This is a genomic window from Pseudomonas fluorescens (assembly GCF_902497625.1).
GTDB classification, from domain to species: Bacteria; Pseudomonadota; Gammaproteobacteria; order Pseudomonadales; family Pseudomonadaceae; genus Aquipseudomonas; species Aquipseudomonas fluorescens_BQ.
This window is the reverse complement of sequence record NZ_CABVGX010000036.1, coordinates 1-20,190: the sequence shown is the minus strand read 5'-3', so window position 1 is coordinate 20,190 and position 20,190 is coordinate 1. Positions and strand designations below refer to the sequence as shown.

Here is a 20,190-nt window from a genome sequence, read left to right as displayed (position 1 = left end):
CGTTCAACAGGCTGTAATAAATCTTTCGGCTGGGGGCGGCGTCCTGAATCTGGCCGCGTCCCGTGCCGGAGGCAGACCGAACAGCCGTGCGTACTCCCGGTTGAATTGCGAGGCGCTTTCGTAGCCTACGGTGTAAGCGATGGACGTCGCGTCCAGCGTATCGAACAGCAACAGCCAGCGCGCCCTCAGCAGGCGCAGGCGCTTCTGGTACTGAATCGGTGTCATGGCGGTTACGGATTTGAAGTGCCGATAGAAGGCGGCGACGCTCATGCCTGCCATGTGCGCCAGTGGTTCGACGCGAAAAGGCTCGGCGTAATGCTCACGGATCCACTGGGTCACCCGGCGAATCTGCGTCATTCGGCCATCGGGTCGTGCAACGTCACGGAGAATACCGCCCAGCGGGCCTTGTAGCGCGCGCAACAAAATTTCACGCTCGATCATAGGTGCCAGTATCGCTACCTCATGCGGGCGATCCATGAGCCGCATCATGCGTAACCATGCATCCATCATTTCGGCCGGCGCCTGCACGCCCTCAAAACACGCGTTTTGCCACGCTCCCGGCGCCGCGCCCTCGTCCATCAGCAACATAGCGATTACCGCAGGATCCAGGGTCAGGCTGACGGCAAGATAAGGCTTATCCAGGGAATCGGCGTGTACCTGGCCGGTCGCGGGCACATCGACGGGCACCAGAAAATAGGTGCCCTCGGTGTACCTGGAAACATCCGCGCCGATCGACAGGGTCTTGGTGCCTTGAAGCACCAGATGCAACATCGGCTGATAGACCTGATCCGCACAGACCTCTGCCCGGACCATGGCCACACGAGGCAGTCCGGTTTCGGTCCACTTGTCCTGCGCGCGCATTACGATGCTGCGCAATTCTGCCAGTGATTTTTCCATACCTGCACCGTGAGCTAAATCCGCGTGCATCGCAAGGCAGCTGAGAAGAATAGGCAAGGATCCGCGAAGAACCGGCAAACGTTTGATCAGGCGATCGCTGAAGATGGATGGCACGCGGCTCATTGCACGAGCGGCCCTACAGGCCCCCTGCAAGCAAGCCTCTTATCACGTCATTTCAAAGGTGATCTCATGAAACTCGAAGGAAAAATAGCGGTTGTCACAGGCGCGTCCAAGGGCATAGGCGCTGGAATTGCCAAGGCTCTGGCCGCAGAGGGCGCGACAGTCATCGTCAACTACGCCTCCAGCAAGTCGGACGCGGATGCGGTCGTTGCGCAGATCGCAGAGCACGGCGGTTGCGCCTTTGCTGTCCAGGCAGACATGAGCCTGGCTGCAGATGTAGTGCGGCTGTTTGAAACGATCCGGGTCGAGTACGGTACCCTGGACGTGCTGGTTAACAATGCCGGCGTCGCGGTGTTCCAGATGATCGATGACCTGACCGAAGACGCTTTCCACAAGCAGTTCAATCTGAACGTATTGGGCTACCTCCTGGCAGTACGCGAGGCCGTCAAACTGCTGGGGCCGACTGGCAGCATTATCAATATCAGCTCGATCCTCAGCACCGATCCTTACCTGGCTTCGAGTGTTTACTCGGCGACCAAGGGCGCGGTCGATACCTTGACCTTTGCACTGGCCAGGGAGCTGGGAGCGCGTGGCATCCGGGTGAACTCGATCCTGCCAGGGCACACGAACACGCCGGCGACTGACGGAAATTTTGCCGGTGAATTTGGTGAAAAGCTCATAGCGGGAACTCCGCTGGGTCGTTTCGGTGAGCCGGAAGATATCGCCCCATTGGCCGTGTTTCTGGCATCGCAGGATTCGCACTGGGTGACAGGCGAATCCATCCGGGCTTCGGGTGGTGTTCGCGGTGTGGGCTACTGACACCACTGAACCAGCCGAAGATGCACGCCCCGAGCAACAGCGCGGCGTTGGCAATCTTGTCGGCTCCACGGAGAAGGGATAACCCGTCGGGCCAGCATAGTGTTGCGTTCAAGACGGCGCAGGGTCTGAGTCGGGGCTTTTTGGGAGATGCGCAGTACTGAGTGGCTCTGACGTCTGTGGTGGCTCGTGTTCTGCCAACTCCAGGGAAATTGCTTTGCCGGCCACTTGCGCCACTTCCATCAGGCGCTTTCGAGACAGGCCACTGCAAGCCGCAGCGGACAGGCCCCGGAGGGTAACCAGCACATAGTCCGCAAGCGTCTGCGCGGCTTGCGGGCACACCTGGTCAAGGTAACGGCGTATCGTCTGAATGGCGGCATCACCCAATTTCTCTGCCATGTTTCGAGCAATCGGGTCATCCGCTCGCATACCCTCGGTGATCAGACATCCACGCAAGGCATTATCTCGTCCGTATTGTGTCGCAGCGTTTACCAATAGAGCAGTCAGGGCTTGAGCAGGAGGGCGATCCGCCGCCAGAAGTCGGTCCAGCGGCAGCGCGCTCTCACACGCGTAACGATGCATCGCGCGCTCGAAGAGTTGCGCCTTGCTGCCGTAAGCAGCATAGAAACTAGGGGGCTTGATGTTCATGGCGCTGGTCAGATCGGACAGACTCACCGCGTCAAAACCATACTGATGAAACAGTGCCTGAGCGATGGCTATCCCTTGCTCGCGATCGAAGGCGGGACGGCGCAGCCGGTTTTTTTCGTTCATGGTGATCTCGCGGAGTTGAAACAGCACTGTAGCGACCGCTACAAAGGATATCAATCGCAACGCCGGGCGTTTTATTTAGTGGTCGCTAAAAAGCTTGTGGGCGAACCTGAATCTATATAGTGTTCGCTATATAAATCTCTGGAGGTATTGCCCATGTTGTTCAACAAAAAAGTCGTTCTGGTAACCGGTGGATCTTCGGGCCTTGGCTTCGCGATTGCAGAAGCGTTCGCCAGCCAGGGTGCCACGTTGATCATAACCGGACGTCGACAGGCCCAGCTCGACGATGCCGTAAGCCGTCTCGGAGTCCAGGCGTCCAGCGTATGCGCAGACATTTCGCGGCCCGCCGACCTGGACGCGCTATTCGCTCACATACAGGCGGTCCATGGGCGCATCGATGTGCTGATTGCCAACGCTGGAACAGGGGCAATCGAACCGTTGGGAGCAATCACCGTCGCAGGCTTCGACGAGCTGTTTACAACCAATGTCAAGGGTACGACTTTCACGGTACAGGGTGCTCTGCCTTTAATGGGGAAGGGGAGCAGTATCGTCATCATTGGTTCGACTGCGTCAATCAATCCTGGCCCCGGGCTGGGTGTCTACGGCGCTACCAAGGCAGCGATAAGGGCACTGGTGCGCAGCTGGATTGTGGATATCAAGGGCTCTGGTGTCCGCATCAACGTGCTCAGCCCAGGCCCGGTCAACACCCAGTCTCTGCGCGATGTACTGGGAGAGAACGCGCAGCAGATCATCGACGTTCTCAGCGAGAAGAGCACGCTTGGTCGGATCGGTCAGGCAGACGAGATCGGCCAGGCCGCGCTGTTCCTCGCAAGCGATGCGTCAAGCTACGTCAATGGCGCCGAGCTGTTCGCAGACGGTGGCGCATCTCAGGTCTAGGCGCAGGCGCAGAAATCCTTCCGCCTATCGTTACAAGGCCCCACTCACTGCCGATGAATCGACAATTATGGAGTTACTCAATGAGCGACTTTACGGGTTCGGCAATCGATCATGTAGGCATCGGTGTCTCGGATATCTTGTCCTCCCAAGCCTTCTACGAACCGGTGCTAAGGCCGCTAGGGATCACTCTGGTGATGAGCATCGAGGCGGATCCTCCAGGGCTGAAGCCTCGGCGCCTGGGGTTTGGTTCTGGAGGAAAGCCTTTCTTCTGGTTGCATGAGGCGTCCGTCGCCAGCTACGGGGCGCACATAGCACTGATCGCCCCGAGCCGCGAGTCGGTTGACGCGTTCCACGCGGCCGGCATCGCTGCCGGCGGACGAGACAATGGAGCCCCGGGCATCAGATCGCATTACCACGCCGATTACTACGCCGCTTATGTGCTGGCGCCTGACGGGGTGAATTTGGAAGCCGTTTGCCAGACGTCCTCTTGATCCTTCAGGTTCATATCCGCTCCAATCGAGGAACAGCCTGGAGCGCACTCTGCTCACGGACCCGAGCAGAGTGCGCATCTTATCGGCCTGCCCGACGCCGCCTATAGACTGTCAGGATCCCCAAAGAACATCTGAATCCGCGAACGCAACCAGCGCTCCCCCGGATCGTTATCCTGCGACCCGCGCCAGGCCATGTGCAATTCGAAAGTCTGCACCGGCAACGGCGGATCCTCCGCGCGCACGCCGCCCGCCGCCGTCAGCGCTTCGGCCGTGTAATCGGGCACGGTCGCGACAATGTCAGTGCCACTGAGCAGTGTACTCAAGCCGTTGAACTGCGGAACCGCCAGCACGACATGCCTCTTGCGTCCCAGCTTTTCCAGTTCTTCATCGATAAAGCCGCTCAGGTCGCCGGCGAACGACACCAGCGCATGCGGCCGCGCACAGAAATCGTCCAGGCTCAGCGGCCCCGGTACGGTATCGGCGCGCAGCAGTTTCGGCAGGCTGCGTCGCAGCACCTTGCGCTTGGCATTGGCCGGCAAGTCCTGCGTATAGCTCACACCGATCGAGATTTCACCCGAGGCCAGCAGACTGGGCATCAGAATGTAATTGGCGCGACGCACCACCAGCACAATCCCCGGGGACTCTGCACGCAGACGCTTGAGCAGCATCGGCAGCAGGGCGAACTCGACGTCGTCCGACAAACCGATGCGAAACACTGCGGTGCTTGTTGCCGGATCGAACTCGGCAGCGCGGCTGACGGCCGTGGAAATCGAATCCAGGGCGGGCGAGAGCAGGGCGAAAATCTCCACGGCGCGGGCCGACGGCTCCATGCTGCGGCCGGTGCGCACAAACAGCGGATCGTCGAACAGCCCGCGCAGGCGTGAAAGCGCCGCGCTGATGGCCGGTTGCCCAAGGAACAGCTTCTCCGCAGCACGGGTCACACTGCGTTCATGCATCAATGTTTCGAATACGATCAACAGGTTCAGGTCGACACGACGTAGGTCATTACGATTCATCTGGTGTCCTGGCAGAGCCAAAGCTTGACGAGGGCGGTCATATGAGAACAATGGCCGGCATGAATATTACGGGCAAAGGCTGGTACTCTGCACCGAGTAAATTCAGATTTCCCACGATGGTCGCTCCGGTTTCCTGCACTAATTTGACGATGCCGCCGATGTTGCGAATCAATGACAGGCATGTCGACTATTAATAGCCGCTGATAGTCTTGGGTTCAAAGCCCATATAGAGTTCAGGGCATTAGAGGTTTCTTTGACGAGGTTTGCGATGTCACGCACGATTCGTTTTCACAAGTTTGGTCCAGCCGAGGTGCTCAAATGCGAAGAGCATGCGGCCGCTCAGCCTGCACCGGGCGAAGTGCAGGTGCGCGTCGAAGCGATTGGCATCAGCTGGTATGACACGCTTTGGCGTCAGAACCTGGCGTCGTCCCATGCTCGATTGCCTGCCGGTCTTGGCCATGAAATGGCCGGCGTCGTCACGGCGCTGGGCGAGGGTGTAGATGATCTGGAAGTCGGTGACAAGGTCGCCAGTTTTCCGGCCGAGAGCCCAAATGATTATCCGGTCTATGGCGAGCAGATCGTGCTGCCGCGCACCGCGCTGACCCGTTACCCGGATGTGCTCAGCCCGATTCAGGCCAGCGTGCATTACACGCCGCTGTTGATCGCCTACTTTGGTTATGCGGACCTGGCACGGGTCAAGCCCGGGCAATTCGCTCTGGTGACCGACGCCAGTCATTGCGCGGGACCCTCGTTCGTGCAGTTGGGCAAAGCCTTGGGCGTACGAGTGATTGCTGCCACCAAGACCGCCGATGAGCGCGAATACCTGCTGTCGCTGGGTGCTGAGAAAGTCATCGTCACCGAGGAAGAGGATCTGCTGCTGCGGATCAACAAGATCACCGACAATCGCGGCGTTGATGTGGTGTTCGACGGTCTGGGCGGCCCGCAGATGTCGCTGCTGGGTGATGTATTGGCACCTCGCGGCAGTCTGGTGCTGTACGGCCTGCAAGGCGGTAATCAGACACCGTTTCCGGCGTGTGCAGCGTTCCAGAAGAACATTCAGTTTTTCGTGCACTGCATTGGCAATTTCACCGGCAAACCGGAATTGGGCATCATCCAGGATCAGGTGGCCCTGCAACGCGCCTTGCGTGACATCAACCAGCTGACCGCAGACCGCGTGCTGCTGCCGCTGAAAACCCGGGTCTTTCCGTTTGCCGAGTTCGTTGAAGCCCATCGCTATATGGACGAGTGCCCTTGCCGCGAGCGCGTCGCACTGCAGATCGAACCTGCGTAAAACAGCCCTGAAGAGTCCGTGCCAGCACGGACTTTTTTTTCTGTCAAAAAGCTTCCTGCGGTACGCCAAGGGGCGGCAGCTTAACCCATTCAGCAACTGAACCGGTTTTTGCTCGCCATCTGTATCTTCTAATCAATATTCAAGCCTTGATAATTGAATGATTACTTTCATCTCAAGGAATGAGTCATGGCTGAGTATCATTGGGATACTTTTCACCGCGTGACGTTAATGCCTGTGCGAACAGTCGTACAAGGTTCTGCTCTGGGCAGAAAATCCTTCGCTATATCTTTCCTTATTTCTTGTGCTAATTGTCTGTGGGACGCTGTGGGATATTTCCTAGGACGCTGTTTCGTCGGGTCGAGGCCCTGCGCAATGGGGGTTTCAGGCAGTCCAAGCGTTGGCGGAGCTGCGTGACGTTGCGCCACCCTGGAGTATTAGTCCCGAAGTTAAGTGTTAGCATTTCACTTTCATGATCTGTACTTGTTGATGGCCGGCTATGGCCGCGCAGTGCATTTCTTTGGTTGCGTAATATATAACTTACAAGCATCAGGTAAAAAAGATGACCAGTATTCACGATCAGGCGATGAACTATGTTTATCAGCAAGTGCTCCAGCGCCTGCTGAGTTTTTTTTCTCGTGCCGAGCGCACGGCACTGCAACTGGTCATTCAGCGGTTGGTGCTCGCCGCCGGGGGAATGGAACGTATCGGCGAATACAAGGTGCTGACCGTTGCGAACGGCACCCGTGACAGTTGCTACACCCTGGCGCTGCTGCGGGCGGCTCAGTTGAGCATTGCCGGTCGCGCGCCGGTCACGTTTCAACTGCGGGTAGCGTCCTTGCGTCTGAACGGCATCAGCCCGGCGGCTCGGGAAAATACCCAGCGCAGCTACAGCGCGTTGTTTTTACACGATGATCCTCGCGTTGAAGTGTTGACAGTCGACGATCGCCGGGTGTTGCCCTTCGACCCCCAAGCCACGATTTCAGACGCCGCGCGCGAATCCAGCCGCGTCAACATGCTGATGGTCGGCCATCGTCGGTTGCGCGACCAGCCAATCAATATATGGGACGGTTACTATCTCGCTACCGGTGAATTTTATGGGCAGGTCGCGCGCTGGCGGGGCGGTGTCGATGCTTTCGTATGCAACGAAAATCTGCGCCAGCAAAAGCTCTACATCGATGGTTTGAAACGCGCAGCCGCCAAGGTAGGGGTGCAAATTCGCAGCGCTGGGAGCGAGGGCTTCGAACGGCTTTTTGACGTGCTGGATGAACTTGGCAACGATTGCTATCGCGCGCTTTATACCAGCCAGGGGCAGGCACCATGGCGCCCGGTGGAAGAGTTCGAAGAATGCCGCCGCACGTCGTTCGTCGACATTCAGGAATTACTGGTCAGCAATCTCGACGAGCGCTGGCCGCTGCTTACCGAATTCCTCGGTTTTCAAGCCGACGAACTCTGGATCCATTTGGGCGATAATGAATGCGTCAGTCCGTCGATTGCGGCCCACGTGCGCGGTTTGCATGCGTGCTATGTGCTGGGGCGAAGTTACGAATCAGGGGTATCAGAATATCTGCAGCGCTCGCTGGTGTTGATGCGTCGCAGGCAGGTGTCCGAACGGTTGTGCGATCAAGCGCGGGAAATGTTCGGCAACCCGGTTAAGGCCGCGGAACGCCGCACACAGGCGGCAGTGGATGCGCAAAAGAGCCTGGGCCTGAGCGAGGCGCAACTGGTGTGTCTGCTGTTCGCTCCCTTTAATGACAGGGGCGCTTCACTCGAGCGTTTTCTGCGCCAGTGCCATCCTGGCATGCTGGTGGCAATGCCTGATTTGCACCGGGCCATGCAGGGCTATTCAGTGCCTGATCAGATTCTGCAATGGATGGTCGATGTCAGCGGTTTATCGGTGAGTCTGATCGGCAAGCTCTATCACATGGGGCCTACCCCCGAGCTCCATGAACCACGGGCGACAATGACAACTGCGCAAAGGCTTACCCCCGCAGAGCGTGCCGACACGACGCCGGCCGGTGAACGGTCAGCAAAACGTTGAAAGGACCGCGCGAGAACGAATTTGCTTATCAGGCAGTGTATCGATACCTGACTCACTTGATCGACGAACCGGGCAACGACGTGCAGGTCCGGTTGCCGTCGCTGCGGCAACTCGCGGACCGTCTGAATGTTTCCATCTCGACCATTCAGTACGCTTATTCGTTGCTGGAGAAGGAAGGGCGGGTTTTTTCAGTCGCCAAATCCGGTTACTTCGCCTTGCCGGTTTCCTTGTTCGATCCGTTGGACAGCGGCCCTGACTTGCTTGAAACAGTCTATGCGAGCGCTCGACGCCCTGCCACGCTGGTATTGAGTGCCGATGAGCCTGCATCGCTGCAGCCACTGGACAGTCCTTTGCTGCTGCTGGAAAGGGAATTGCTGCGCCAGTACCCCCGAGAATCGCAGACCATTTTGCCCCCTTGGGGTGAACTGCAATTACGCACTGCACTGGCCGCTCGCTATACCACTTCGCCCCTGCGCTGCTGGCACGCCCATGACGTGTACATCGGCGCGGACCTGCGTGGCGTTCTGGAGATACTGATTGCAGTGCTGAACCTGAAAGACCAGACCGTGTTGCTGGAGTCGCCTTGTGACTGGGTGATTCTGCGTCTGTTTCAAGCGGCCGGGATCAACGTGGTGGAATTGCCGCTGCAAGCCGACGGCAGTATCGATATCGATCAACTCACCGAGCTGCTTGAAACCCGGCCGGTGCGCCTGGTCATGGTTTCATCCGCCGTGAGCATGCCGCGCGGCAGTCGGGTACCCGACGACAACAGGCAAGCGGTGGCGCAGTTGTTGGCAAGGCATGGCAGCTGGGTGGTGGAGAATGATTGTCAAGGTGAGCTGGAATTCGAAGTGCGCGGGCGGCGTTTTCGCGATTGGCTCAACCCCGAGCGGTTGATCGTGTTTTCTACCCTGGAAAAAATCCTCGGCTCGGAGGCGCCCTATGGTTACGTGCTGTCGCGGCATTTCAGCGAAGCTTTCCAGCGACATTTTCTGCTGCGCTCGTTTCGCTTGTCGCCGATTCGCCAAAAGGCTATCGCCAGGCTCTTCAGCAACGGTCGAATCGATCAGCATCTGCAGGTGTTACGGCGCTTGCTCAATGAGCGTAGAGGGCTCATGACGCAGCTGTTGCACGAGCGCCTGGGCGATGCGGTGCAGTTCGTTGAGCCGCAAGGAGGCGCGACGGTTTGGGTGCGTTCGCTGCGCCCGGTGGATACGCGGCGGGTGTTTCGACGGCTGCTCACCCACCACGTGGTTATTGCGCCTGGCGAGCTGTTCAGCCTGCAAGGTCTGAATGCCCAGCATTTTCGCCTGAGCCATACGTTTGGTGGTGATCACGATCTGGCCAGCGCACTGAGTTTGCTGGGCGATGCCTTGCGCCTGGAATCGCTGGATTGAGGCGCACGCTGAGGCCTGTGGAGGCGCTGTGGATCGATCCCGTCGCGTTGCGGTCAAACTGCCAGTAAACTCCCTTCTACTTCCTGAACCACTCTCTTTCAGAGGTTTTTGCATGACACTCAGTCCTTTTGCGGGCAAACCGGCACCGGCAGAACTGTTGGTAGACATCCCGCGACTGGTGACGGCTTATTACACCGGTCAGCCCGATGCGAACATTTCCACCCAGCGCGTGGCATTTGGCACCTCCGGCCACAGGGGCAGCTCGTTCGACCTGAGTTTCAACGAATGGCACGTTCTTGCTATCAGTCAGGCCATTTGTCTGTATCGCGAAGCCCAGGGCATCGACGGTCCGCTATTCGTCGGCATTGATACCCACGCGCTCTCGACCCCGGCTGGCGCCAGCGCCCTGGAAGTGTTGGCGGCCAATGGCGTGACGGTGATGATCGCTGAAGGTGACGAGTACACGCCTACGCCGGCCATTTCCCATGCGATCCTTTGCTACAACCGCGGCCGCACGTCGGGCCTGGCGGATGGCATCGTGATCACGCCGTCGCACAATCCGCCGCAAAGTGGTGGTTACAAGTACAACCCCACCAACGGTGGCCCAGCCGATACACACATCACCAAGTGGATCGAGGCCAAGGCCAACGAACTGCTGGGCAACAAGCTTGCCGGCGTCAAACGCATCAGCTACGAGCAGGCGCTAAAGGCCAGCACGACCCATCGCCATGACTACCTCAACACTTATGTTGCCGACTTGATCAACGTGATCGACTTTGACGCCATTCGCGACGCCAAGCTGCATATGGGTGTCGACCCATTGGGCGGAGCAGGGGTGCGTTACTGGTCGGCGATTGCCGAGCACTACCGTCTCGATCTGGAAGTGGTCAACCAACAGGTCGATTCGACGTTTCGCTTTATGACTGTCGATTGGGATGGCCAGATCCGCATGGACCCCTCGTCCAGCCATGCCATGCAAGGTTTGATCGGCTTGAAGGACCGCTTTGACGTGGCGTTCGGCTGCGATCCGGATCACGATCGCCACGGCATCGTTACGCCGTCGGGTGGTTTGCTGGCTCCCAACAACTATCTGGCCGTCAGTATCGACTACCTGTTTCAGAATCGTCCGCTATGGCGCGCTGATGCCGCCATTGGTAAAACCGTCGTCAGCAGCGGCATGATTGACCGTGTCGCCAGGCGCCTGGGCCGTCGCTTGTATGAAGTGCCGGTCGGTTTCAAATGGTTTGCGGACGGCCTGTTCGATGGCTCGTTGGGCTTCGGCGGCGAAGAAAGTGCCGGTGCGTCCTTCCTGCGTAAAGATGGCGGCGTGTGGAGCACGGACAAGGATGGTTTGATTCCAGCGCTGTTGGCGGCAGAAATGACCGCGCGCACCGGTCGCGATCCCAGCCAGGCTTACCGCGCATTGACCGAAGAACTGGGCGAACCGTTCTCGGTGCGCGTCGATGCCAAGGCCAATCCGGAGCAGAAAGCACTGTTGAGCAAGTTGTCACCGGACCAGGTCACGTCCACGCAGTTGGCCGGTGAAGCGATTCAAAGCATCCTCAGCCATGCACCGGGCAACGACCAGGCGATTGGCGGCCTTAAAGTGATGACCGAGAACGGCTGGTTTGCAGCGCGACCTTCCGGGACCGAGGATATTTACAAGATTTACGCGGAGAGCTTCATCAGCGACGAGCATTTGAAGCAACTGGTGGCCGAGGCGCAGACGCTGGTGGATGGCGCGATTTCTGCGAAGTGAAGCACCCGCCGCTGCGCTGATGGTCGCGGTCGGAAACAAAAAGGGGCGACCTGCATGGTCGCCCCTTTTTTTGCCCGGCATTCAGCCAATTAAGCCAGATCGACCAACACTATTTCACTGTCTTCAACCGCCGTCACCCGCAACACCTGCTCATCAACCACCGCAATACCGTCTCGAGCTTGTGCACGCAAGCCGTTGACTTCAATAATGCCCGTGGCCGGAACCAGATAGGCGCGACGACCATTGTCCAGGCGATATTCAGCCGACTCGCCAGCTTTCAGGTTGGCCGCTACCAAACGCGCATCGGCACGGATGCGCAAGCTCTGATCGTCGCCGGACTTGCCACTGGCCAGTGTCACAAAGCCTTCGCGCTGACCTTTGGGAAACGGCTTGGCGCCCCAGGACGGTGCTGAACCGACTTCGTTCGGTAAGATCCAGATCTGGAAGATTTTGGCTTCACTCGATTCCAGGTTGTACTCACTGTGAGCGATGCCGGTGCCAGCACTCATGACCTGCACGTCGCCCGCTTCCGTGCGGCCCTTGTTTCCCAGATTATCCTCGTGGGTAATGGCCCCTTCGCGCACGTAGGTGATGATTTCCATGTCGCGGTGGGGGTGCTTCGGGAAGCCCGTGCCGGCGGCGATGATGTCGTCGTTCCACACGCGCAGGTTGCCCCAGTTCATACGGTCAGGGTCGTAATACTCGGCGAACGAAAAATGGTGATGGGCATCCAGCCAGCCGTGGTGGGCGCCGCCCAGTCGATTGAAAGGTCTGAGTTCGAGCATGTCCGTCTCCTGGATAGGGGGTAATGGCGAGCATCATCAATCAGGTACGAATCGATAAAAAGCGTAAAAACTGCTGCGCTATGATCGGTTAACTTGATCATTTGCCGGGTGCACAGACTGTCAGACCACCTTCACTTCATCGCTTAAGCCAATGACCTGTAAGCATTTCACTAGAATTCAAAAGCGAATGCGCACACCATAGCTTCAACAGCCTCACACCCTGGAGTCAGACCGCGTGCCGCAACACACCCCCGAACTTCCTCCTGAATTACGTCCCTTGGCCGAGATGCCGCTGATCAAACGTCTGGCTGCGCGATTTTTCGGGCATGGTCTGACTCGCCTGCGCGCTCAGCACAGGGCGTCCTGGTTGCACGGGCAGGCGGATGGTTTCCGCAGCGGGCACAGCGCCGGCGTGGATTACGGCTTTAGAGAGGGCAAGCTTGAGGGACTGGAGGAAGGTCGGCAGGTATTGCTGATCCGCGATTCGCGGTGCACCGAGCATCGTCCGCCGAACATCGATGACAATCTGTTCGATGACTGGCGTCTGCCGTTAACAGCAGAGTTGAAGAAGCGCATGAAGGCTGACGTTGCCCGATTGCTGGCTCCCCACGCCCAGCCCAGCGCCGCGCAATGGAAAATGATCTTTAGCGATACGCCATCCACCTCGGTGATTGCGGGAGCAGGCGCGGGCAAATCGACGACATTGGTCCTGCGGATTTTGCTGCTCAGCCATTACCTGGGCTTTGAACTCTGCTCGATGACCGTGGTGACGTTTACCCGCGAATCGCGCAAGGACTTCATCAACAAATTGAGCGAAATGTTTGCGCTGTGGGGGCGGGTGATCAGCGGCGTTGAGGCGCGGGACCTGGTGCGCACTTTCCATTCGCGCATATTGCCGATGGTCCGCAGCCTGCCGGGTTTCGAGCGTCTGCAGGCGTTCGAAAACCTCAACCATCGCGCAGCGGGTCAGGATGAGGATGTCGACAGCAATCCATTCGACCTGCGCATCAACGACGCGCAGCGTCAGCAGCTCAATGCCTGTTATCACCAGCTGTACACCCGCGACGAGCGATTCCGCGAGCTGATCAAACCGCTTTCCCGGCATGCCTTGCAGCTCAAGGAGCTGGAACGCGACCACCCTGACGTGCACAAGCGTGTGGCCGTGACCGAGTTAGCGGCCAAGCGCGACGAAGAGCTCTGTGATCTGATTGAGGACTTGTGGTTTGGCGCCGGTGCCTGGCCGATCAAAGGCATCGAGCCAAAGCGTCAGACGTTCGATATCAACGGTTCCGATTTCCATAGTCATGGCTACATTCCCAGCCTGGACGCTTGGGTAGTCCTGGGCTTCGATCCTCGCGAAAGCCCCCAGGTCACTCGGCCCGGCGCAAAATTGTCGGTCCGCGCGGAATGGGCGGTAAAGCGCACCTTGTTTCAAGCATTCTGTCGTAAGCCTCTGATCTGGATCGATAGCTACGAAATGTCTAAACGCGTTTTGGCGTCGTTGGCTGGCGATGCGAGTGCGGGTCCGGGTTTTGAATACAAGGTCAAAGGAGAGTTGGGTGCCGCGCCACTGCTGGACTGTTTTGTCGCTGCCGCCGGCTTCATCGAAAATCTCGGGCTGGATGTTCCCCACGCTGTCAGCCAGATGAGTTTCGGCAAAGACGATCCGGACCGGTTTTTCTTCGAGGCGTTGAGCCTGTTCTGGCGTGCGCTGGAAGATCACCTGCTGGACCAGAAACCGCCAGTGATGACCTACAACCGCATGTTTGCCCTGTTCAGCGAGCACTCGCCGGAAAATCTCAAGCTGCTGAGCGATGAGCTGCTGCGCCCGATGTCGCACCTGATGATCGACGAATTTCAGGACGTCTCACCACAGATCGTTTCGTGGATCCGCGCAAGTCTTGCGGAAATTCGCAGTCGCGGCCCGGCTATGCATGTCGGTCGTGGTGCGCAGCGGTCCTCGCTGCTGTGTGTCGGTGATGACTGGCAGTCGATCTATGGATGGCGGGGCAGCTCGCCGACTTATTTCATGGAGTTCAACAAGGAATTCCCGTCGCCGAGCACCACCAAAGTCATGCTCAGCGAAAACTATCGCAGTCATCAGCACATCATTGATGCTGCGGAACACATCGTCCGTGCGGCGCCTGCGATTGCCGGGAAGAAGGCCAGGGCCAGTGGCGAGGCGAAGACATTGTTGCCGGTTCAGGTGCTGGGACGCGATGATCAGGGGCTGGCCAAGCGGCTCATGGATCACTATGAAAAAGGTGACTCAATCCTGATGCTTTATCGAAAAAGTAGCGATAAGCTCTTGATTGAGCAAAATATTCAGGCGGTAGTTAATGTTGATTGTAGATTGCCCTTCGAATCGCGCAGGTTAAAGCAACTGACCTACCACAGTGCCAAGGGTCTGCAAGCGGATGCCGTTTTCCTGCTGGGGGACTGCCAGCATATGACCAGTTCGCCGTACAAGAATCAGGTGTACCGTATGGCGGGGCTGGGCAAGACCGGGGATAACGAAGCCTACGATAATGCGCAGAAGGATGAGACCTTGCGATTGGCTTATGTTGGCATCACCCGGGCGGTGAGCCATTGCTACTGGTACGTCGACGCTTCGGACACTCAAGCGGCGAATATGCCCAAGGCTTCCGATCGAGTCGACAGGAGCAAGCCGTTCTTTATCGACCACCGCGGCCTTTAAGCGCTATGTGCCGCTGAACATAACGTCATAACTTCATAACGTCATAACTTCATAACGTCATAACTTCGTAGCAGCTGGCGCAGCCTGCGTCCGGTTGCGAAGCAACCGTAAGATGAGGCGACGTCATTGGTCATACGAACCTATGAGAGGGTTTCTTGCGGTCGCTTTGCAACCGGACGCAGGCTGCGCCAGCTGCTACAGGATTTGGTCGCTTTGCAACCGGACGCAGGTTGCGCCAGTTGCTACAGGATTTCGTGATAAGGCAGCCGCGTGAGTCCCAACCTTCACGCAAAACTGCGCAAAGCAGCAGAAGGCACGAACGCCTCCAGCTCATCCTCCACGGCTTCGATTATTCGCTCAACATCCGCCGCATTCATCACCGTCGCACACGGAATGCCGGCAATGGCGATCATGGTCTCGCCACTGGCACGATCAAACAAACGGGCGATCATGCTGCCCGGCGCATCCATGCTCGCCTCGAAACCCATAGGGTGAAAATGCCAGCGCATTAGCTGGCAGGCGTTTGGAAAGGTGACTTTGTTGCTGAAACTTTTGTTCATGTGTGGCCCACCTGCATCATCGAGCGCTTCCGTTAGCTCATGTTAGGAGGGAAGAGCCTTCATTGGCTCAACCGGTGACCCATTAAAAGTAGCATCCGCATGTGAAAATAATGTGGATTTTTCAGGCCGTTTGGCGATTGGTTCAGTTTTTTTTGATCCCGGTCACGGTGTCGAGATATTTATCAAAAAGCCACTATCGATTGCTCGTTGAACCGGCCGCTGAATTTCGGCAAGCTCGGATTTTCTCCACAGAGCCGTCTATGCACCTCGATAATGATGGTCCGCTGCACACCGAGGTCACGCGCGAAACCGTCATGCGCTATCACTTGCGCTGGAAACACCGGGACCTGGACGGGGTGATGGCGCTGTATCACCCTGAGGTTCAATACAACGATTTCTTCCAGGGTCGGGTCATGGGCCTGGATCAATTGCGCGAGTACGTACGCAGCAGCATGCCGCGGGATCCTGACGAAGCCCTTGAGCATTCGGACCGAATTCGCCTGGACGGCAACACGGCGTTCATTCAATACCGCATCACTCTGCGGGGCGGTGAAGGGCTGGTGTCATTTCGGGCGAGCGAGGCGATCACCGTACGCGACGGCCTGATCTGGCGAATCAATGAGTACGCATCCCTTGTGCATGAACAGGGCGGCCGTGCGAGCACCGCAACAAAGCGGCCAGCGGTTAGTCGCCTTGGGTTGTCGCCGCGTCAATTGAGTTTCATGGCGGATGATCTGCAGCAATACTTCCAGCGCCAACGGCCCTATCTCGACCCTGCGCTCGATCTGCAACGGGTGGCCAGGGAGAGTGGGTACAGCCGCAATCAGATTTCCTATCTGCTCAACCAGGTGCTCGGGCAGAGCTTCTATCGCTACGTCAACCAGGCTCGCTTGCAGCACTTGCTCGCGACGCTGGAAACGGCCACGCCACCGCTGCGCATCGACGACCTGGCCTTCGCCGCAGGCTTTAATTCCCTGTCGTCGTTCTACAGCTGTTTTCGCCAGCACACCGGCCAGTCACCCAAGGCTTACGTCAAACAAATTTCTTTGCGTGCACGCGCGCAAGACAATCCCTGAGACCACCCACTAGGATCGACGCCATCGAAGTTTGATTGATGGAGTCTGGCATGTCGGCGTGGCGCAACATCAGCTTATGGATGGACCAGATCGACGATCCGCTCCAAGCGCGTCCGACGCTGGAGCAGGATCTGGATGTTGACGTCGCGATCATCGGCGCCGGCTATACCGGGCTCTGGACTGCTTACTACCTCAAACGTCTGGCGCCCGGGCTGAACATCGCCATCATCGAAGCGCAGACCGCTGGTTTCGGTGCGTCGGGCCGCAACGGTGGATGGTTGATGGGCAATATCCTCGGCGAAGACCGTTTGCTCGCCGATTTGTTGCCGCCGCAGCGACGTGCTTCCTACGACCTGTTGCACAGCATTCCGGATGAAGTGGAAGTGGTGCTCGAGCGCGAAGGCATCGCCTGCGATTATCGTAAAGGGGGAGCGTTGTATTGCGCTGCGCGCTATCCCGAGCAGGAAACCAGCCTGCGCCAGTACCTCGACAAACTCTACAGCCAAGGTCTTACCGAGCACGATTATCGCTGGCTCGACCGTGAGCAACTGGCGCAGCAGGTCCGGGTGGCCAAACCCTACGGCGGCATCTACGCGCCGCACGTTGCCACGTTGAATCCGGCGAAGCTGGTGCGCGGGCTGGCCCGGACGGTCGAGCGTTTGGGCGTCAGGATCTACGAAAACAGTGCGGTCACCCATTGGCGTTCGGGCGGTTTGCGCACCGCCAAGGCTCAGGTTCGCGCCCGCTGGGTGGTGCCCGCCGTTGAAGGCTACGCCACGACATTGCCACCGCTGGGTCGCTATCAGTTGCCGGTGCAGAGTCTGATGGTGGCGACCGAGCCCCTTCCTGCGGCGATCTGGGACGCTATCGGTCTGAGTCACGGTCAGGCGTTCAGCGAAAGCAGCCGTCAAGTCACTTATGGACAACGCACCGCCGACAACCGTCTGGTATTCGGTGCCCGCGGCGGCTATCAGTTCGCCGGCAAATTGCGTCATGACTTTGACCTGACTACCAGTGAAGTCGAACTGCGCCGCTATCTCTTCTGCGAACTGTTTCCGCAACTCAAGGATGTGCGCATTACGCATGCCTGGGGTGGCAACCTGGGGATGTCGCGGCGGTTCAAGCCGCACATGCTCTGCGACCAGGCGAATGGTATTGCCCTTGCCGGCGGTTACGGTGGCGAAGGCGTGGGGGCCAGCAACCTGGCCGGTCGGACCCTGGCGGATCTGATTCTGCAGCGCGACAGCGAACTGGTTACTCAGCCTTGGGTGATCACTCAGGGCGGCCTTCAGGCGCTCAAGGCCTGGGAACCGGAACCCTGCCGCTGGCTTGGTTACAACGCGATCATCCGCAGCTTTGTCCACGAGGACCAGACACTGGCCAACCCGGCGAGCCCGCCGTGGCGGCGCACGCTGTCCACCCGCGTGGCCGGCTTCATGGAAGGTTTCATGCAGTAATCACCAGGCGTTTCATCCAAAGGTTTCATCGAGGTAACCCTATGAGCATCACCCAATTCAAAAACACCGCCACCCTTGAACTGCAAGAGTCGAACCCGGTGGCCGTGCCCCTGGGCACCCCGGTCGCGGTGGCGTCGACCACCAGCGTTGAACGCGACGATGGCGTCGAGACCGGCGTGTGGGAATGCACGCCGGGCCGCTGGCGGCGGCAGATCATTGCCCAGGAGTTCTGCCATTTCATTCAGGGGCGCTGCACCTTCACCCCGGACGATGGCGAAACCCTGCACATAGAAGCCGGCGATGCACTGATGTTGCCAGCCAATAGCCTCGGCATCTGGGACATCCAGGAAACCGTGCGCAAGAGCTACGTTTTGATTTTTTAAACCTTGATCCTTTGATTGCCTGCCAGCCCTAAAAAAGACAAAAGTCCCTACAGGAATCGACTCATGAATCGCAAGACACTGACACTGGCCCCACTGGCACTGGTCGCGACCCTCGGTCATGCGGCCGAGACGGTCAAAATCTACAACTGGTCGGACTACATCGCACCAGACACCACGAAGAATTTCCAGCAAGAGACCGGTATCGGCTTCAGCTACGACGTCTACGACAGCAACGAAACCCTGGACGGCAAGTTGATGACCGGAAAATCCGGTTATGACGTGGTGTTCCCGTCCAACCATTTCATGGCTCGACAGATTCAAGGCGCAGCGCTGAAGAAACTCGACAAGAGCCAGCTGCCGAACTGGAAAAACCTCAATCCTGTATTGCTCAAGGCGTTGCAGACCAATGATCCGGGCAACGAGCACGGTTTCCCGTACCTCTGGGGCAGCACCGGCATCGGCTACAACGTCGCCAAGGTCAAAGAGGTGTTGGGCGACAATGCGCCGGTGGACTCCTGGGATCTGATCTTCAAGCCCGAGTACATGGAAAAGCTGCAGAAGTGCGGCGTTGCGATTCTCGATAATGGCCCGGAGATGTTGCCCGCAGCCCTGAACTATCTGGGGTTGCCGCACCACAGCAAAAACCCGGAAGACTACAAGAAAGCTGAAGCGTTGCTGATGAAGGTCCGCCCATACGTCAGCTATTTTCACTCGTCCAAGTACACCAGCGACCTGGCCAATGGTGACATCTGCGTTGCGGTGGGCTTCTCCGGCGACATCCTGCAAGCGGACAGCCGCGCCAAGGAAGCCAGGAACGGTGTTGAGATCGGTTATGCGATACCCAAAGAAGGTGCACCGATCTGGTTTGATATGGTCGCCATGCCGGTTGACGCGCCGGATGAGAAGGCTGGCTACGCCTTCATGAACTACCTGCTACGTCCTGAGGTGACCGCCAGCATCACCAACCACGTGCACTACGCCAATGGCAACGAGCAGGCGGACAGCCTCATCGATCCGGCGATCAAGCATGACACCAAGGTGTACCCGAGCCCGGAAATGATGGGCAAGCTGTTTGCGCTGGAGGCCATGCCGCTGAACATTGACCGCATCCGGACGCGGTTGTGGAACAAGATTCGCACGGGGAGTTGAGGCATATCTTGTAAGGATTGGCTGCCTGCGGAGCGTTTGGTATCGCTGTAGATTCTTGCCTCGGGAATGGACCGGAGGCAAAGGAATGCAGGTGATTTCAAAGGCGGGACGTCTGAGGATCGGGCGTATTTCAGAGGCTGGGAGGATTTATCTGTTAACGGCTATCGTTGATCAACGGCAGCCGTTTTTTGCTGATTGGCGGTTGGGGAGTTTGGTTGTTCGGGAATTTCGTGCAGCACAGGAGGAGGGGTGGGCGAATTTTCTGGCGTGGGTTGTGATGCCGGATCACATGCACTGTTTGGTGGAGCTGCGCTATAAATCCATGGCGCAACTCATGTGCCGGATCAAATCCCGCAGTAGCCTGGCAGTCAATCAGGCATTGGGACGGCGAGGGCGTTTATGGCAAAAGGGCTATCATGATCGCGCTGTTCGACGTGAGCAGGATGTAAAGGATCTTGCAAGATACGTAGTCGCCAACCCTATCCGTGCCGGCTTGGTGACTCGCGTTCACGACTATCCTTTGTGGGATGCTTGCTGGTTATGAAAACTTGACGACTGGGTCTGCGCCCGGCTGCGCCCGGCTGCGCCCGGC

At 58.2% G+C, this 20,190-nt stretch carries 18 protein-coding genes; 13 read left to right on the top strand and 5 right to left on the bottom strand.

Annotation, left to right across the window (positions count from 1 at the left end; all coding sequences use genetic code 11):
* Positions 1 to 3: 3 nt before the first annotated feature.
* Positions 4 to 897, bottom strand: a complete 894-nt coding sequence (locus F8N12_RS20090) for an AraC family transcriptional regulator (protein WP_150581938.1) — start codon at positions 895 to 897, stop codon at positions 4 to 6.
* Between the two features lie 189 nt (positions 898 to 1,086).
* On the opposite strand from F8N12_RS20090, the gene F8N12_RS20085 reads away from it, so the two are divergent.
* Complete coding sequence (locus tag F8N12_RS20085; RefSeq protein ID WP_150581937.1) at positions 1,087 to 1,836, top strand: glucose 1-dehydrogenase; 750 nt, start codon at positions 1,087 to 1,089, stop codon at positions 1,834 to 1,836.
* Between the two features lie 108 nt (positions 1,837 to 1,944).
* Here F8N12_RS20085 and F8N12_RS28320 read toward each other — a convergent pair whose 3' ends face one another.
* The gene (locus F8N12_RS28320; protein ID WP_150581936.1) at positions 1,945 to 2,604 is read right to left on the bottom strand and encodes a TetR/AcrR family transcriptional regulator; all 660 of its coding nucleotides are present in this window, start codon (positions 2,602 to 2,604) and stop codon (positions 1,945 to 1,947) included.
* Between the two features lie 153 nt (positions 2,605 to 2,757).
* On the opposite strand from F8N12_RS28320, the gene F8N12_RS20070 reads away from it, so the two are divergent.
* Complete coding sequence (locus F8N12_RS20070; RefSeq protein WP_150581935.1) at positions 2,758 to 3,498, top strand: SDR family NAD(P)-dependent oxidoreductase; 741 nt, start codon at positions 2,758 to 2,760, stop codon at positions 3,496 to 3,498.
* Positions 3,499 to 3,578: 80 nt separating this feature from the next.
* Positions 3,579 to 3,989 (top strand): VOC family protein, encoded by a 411-nt coding sequence (locus tag F8N12_RS20065; protein ID WP_150581934.1) that lies wholly within the window; start codon positions 3,579 to 3,581, stop codon positions 3,987 to 3,989.
* A 101-nt stretch (positions 3,990 to 4,090) separates the two neighbouring features.
* Here F8N12_RS20065 and F8N12_RS20060 read toward each other — a convergent pair whose 3' ends face one another.
* On the bottom strand, positions 4,091 to 5,005 hold the full coding sequence (locus F8N12_RS20060) for a LysR family transcriptional regulator (protein ID WP_028624585.1): 915 nt from the start codon (positions 5,003 to 5,005) through the stop codon (positions 4,091 to 4,093).
* 268 nt (positions 5,006 to 5,273) lie between these two features.
* Between F8N12_RS20060 and F8N12_RS20055 the strand changes: the two genes are divergently transcribed.
* The 4 genes from F8N12_RS20055 (at position 5,274) to pgm (ending at position 11,490) form a co-directional block, all read left to right on the top strand.
* Complete coding sequence (locus tag F8N12_RS20055) at positions 5,274 to 6,296, top strand: zinc-dependent alcohol dehydrogenase family protein (RefSeq protein WP_150581933.1); 1,023 nt, start codon at positions 5,274 to 5,276, stop codon at positions 6,294 to 6,296.
* A 559-nt stretch (positions 6,297 to 6,855) separates the two neighbouring features.
* The gene (locus F8N12_RS20050; RefSeq protein WP_150581932.1) at positions 6,856 to 8,334 is read left to right on the top strand and encodes a hypothetical protein; all 1,479 of its coding nucleotides are present in this window, start codon (positions 6,856 to 6,858) and stop codon (positions 8,332 to 8,334) included.
* Positions 8,331 to 9,731: a PLP-dependent aminotransferase family protein gene (locus F8N12_RS20045; RefSeq protein ID WP_150581931.1), complete on the top strand. Its 1,401-nt coding sequence runs from the start codon at positions 8,331 to 8,333 to the stop codon at positions 9,729 to 9,731. The genes F8N12_RS20050 and F8N12_RS20045 overlap by 4 nt, the downstream gene beginning before the upstream one ends.
* 112 nt (positions 9,732 to 9,843) lie before the next feature.
* Positions 9,844 to 11,490 carry a phosphoglucomutase (alpha-D-glucose-1,6-bisphosphate-dependent) gene (pgm, locus tag F8N12_RS20040; protein WP_150581930.1) on the top strand — a complete coding sequence of 549 codons (1,647 nt, stop codon included), beginning with the start codon at positions 9,844 to 9,846 and terminating at the stop codon, positions 11,488 to 11,490.
* Positions 11,491 to 11,579: 89 nt separating this feature from the next.
* On the opposite strand, the gene F8N12_RS20035 is transcribed toward pgm, so the two are convergent.
* Entirely contained in the window at positions 11,580 to 12,275 is a 696-nt protein-coding gene (locus F8N12_RS20035; protein ID WP_150581929.1) for a pirin family protein, read from the bottom strand.
* 235 nt (positions 12,276 to 12,510) lie between these two features.
* On the opposite strand from F8N12_RS20035, the gene F8N12_RS20030 reads away from it, so the two are divergent.
* Positions 12,511 to 14,973, top strand: coding sequence for a UvrD-helicase domain-containing protein (locus F8N12_RS20030; RefSeq protein WP_150581928.1), 2,463 nt, complete (start codon positions 12,511 to 12,513; stop codon positions 14,971 to 14,973).
* Between the two features lie 284 nt (positions 14,974 to 15,257).
* Here F8N12_RS20030 and F8N12_RS20025 read toward each other — a convergent pair whose 3' ends face one another.
* On the bottom strand, positions 15,258 to 15,533 hold the full coding sequence (locus F8N12_RS20025; RefSeq protein WP_150581927.1) for a DUF1652 domain-containing protein: 276 nt from the start codon (positions 15,531 to 15,533) through the stop codon (positions 15,258 to 15,260).
* Between the two features lie 260 nt (positions 15,534 to 15,793).
* Here F8N12_RS20025 and F8N12_RS20020 point away from each other — a divergent pair, with 260 nt between their 5' ends.
* From F8N12_RS20020 to F8N12_RS20000, 5 genes are all read left to right on the top strand, one after another.
* The gene (locus F8N12_RS20020) at positions 15,794 to 16,609 is read left to right on the top strand and encodes an AraC family transcriptional regulator (protein ID WP_150581926.1); all 816 of its coding nucleotides are present in this window, start codon (positions 15,794 to 15,796) and stop codon (positions 16,607 to 16,609) included.
* Positions 16,610 to 16,659: 50 nt separating this feature from the next.
* Positions 16,660 to 18,066: an NAD(P)/FAD-dependent oxidoreductase gene (locus F8N12_RS20015; protein WP_150581925.1), complete on the top strand. Its 1,407-nt coding sequence runs from the start codon at positions 16,660 to 16,662 to the stop codon at positions 18,064 to 18,066.
* 41 nt (positions 18,067 to 18,107) lie between these two features.
* A complete protein-coding gene (locus F8N12_RS20010) occupies positions 18,108 to 18,449 on the top strand; it encodes a cupin domain-containing protein (protein WP_150581924.1) in 342 nt (113 codons plus the stop codon).
* Between the two features lie 63 nt (positions 18,450 to 18,512).
* Entirely contained in the window at positions 18,513 to 19,598 is a 1,086-nt protein-coding gene (locus F8N12_RS20005; RefSeq protein ID WP_150581923.1) for a polyamine ABC transporter substrate-binding protein, read from the top strand.
* Between the two features lie 85 nt (positions 19,599 to 19,683).
* Positions 19,684 to 20,142 (top strand): REP-associated tyrosine transposase, encoded by a 459-nt coding sequence (locus F8N12_RS20000; protein WP_150581922.1) that lies wholly within the window; start codon positions 19,684 to 19,686, stop codon positions 20,140 to 20,142.
* Positions 20,143 to 20,190: the final 48 nt, after the last annotated feature.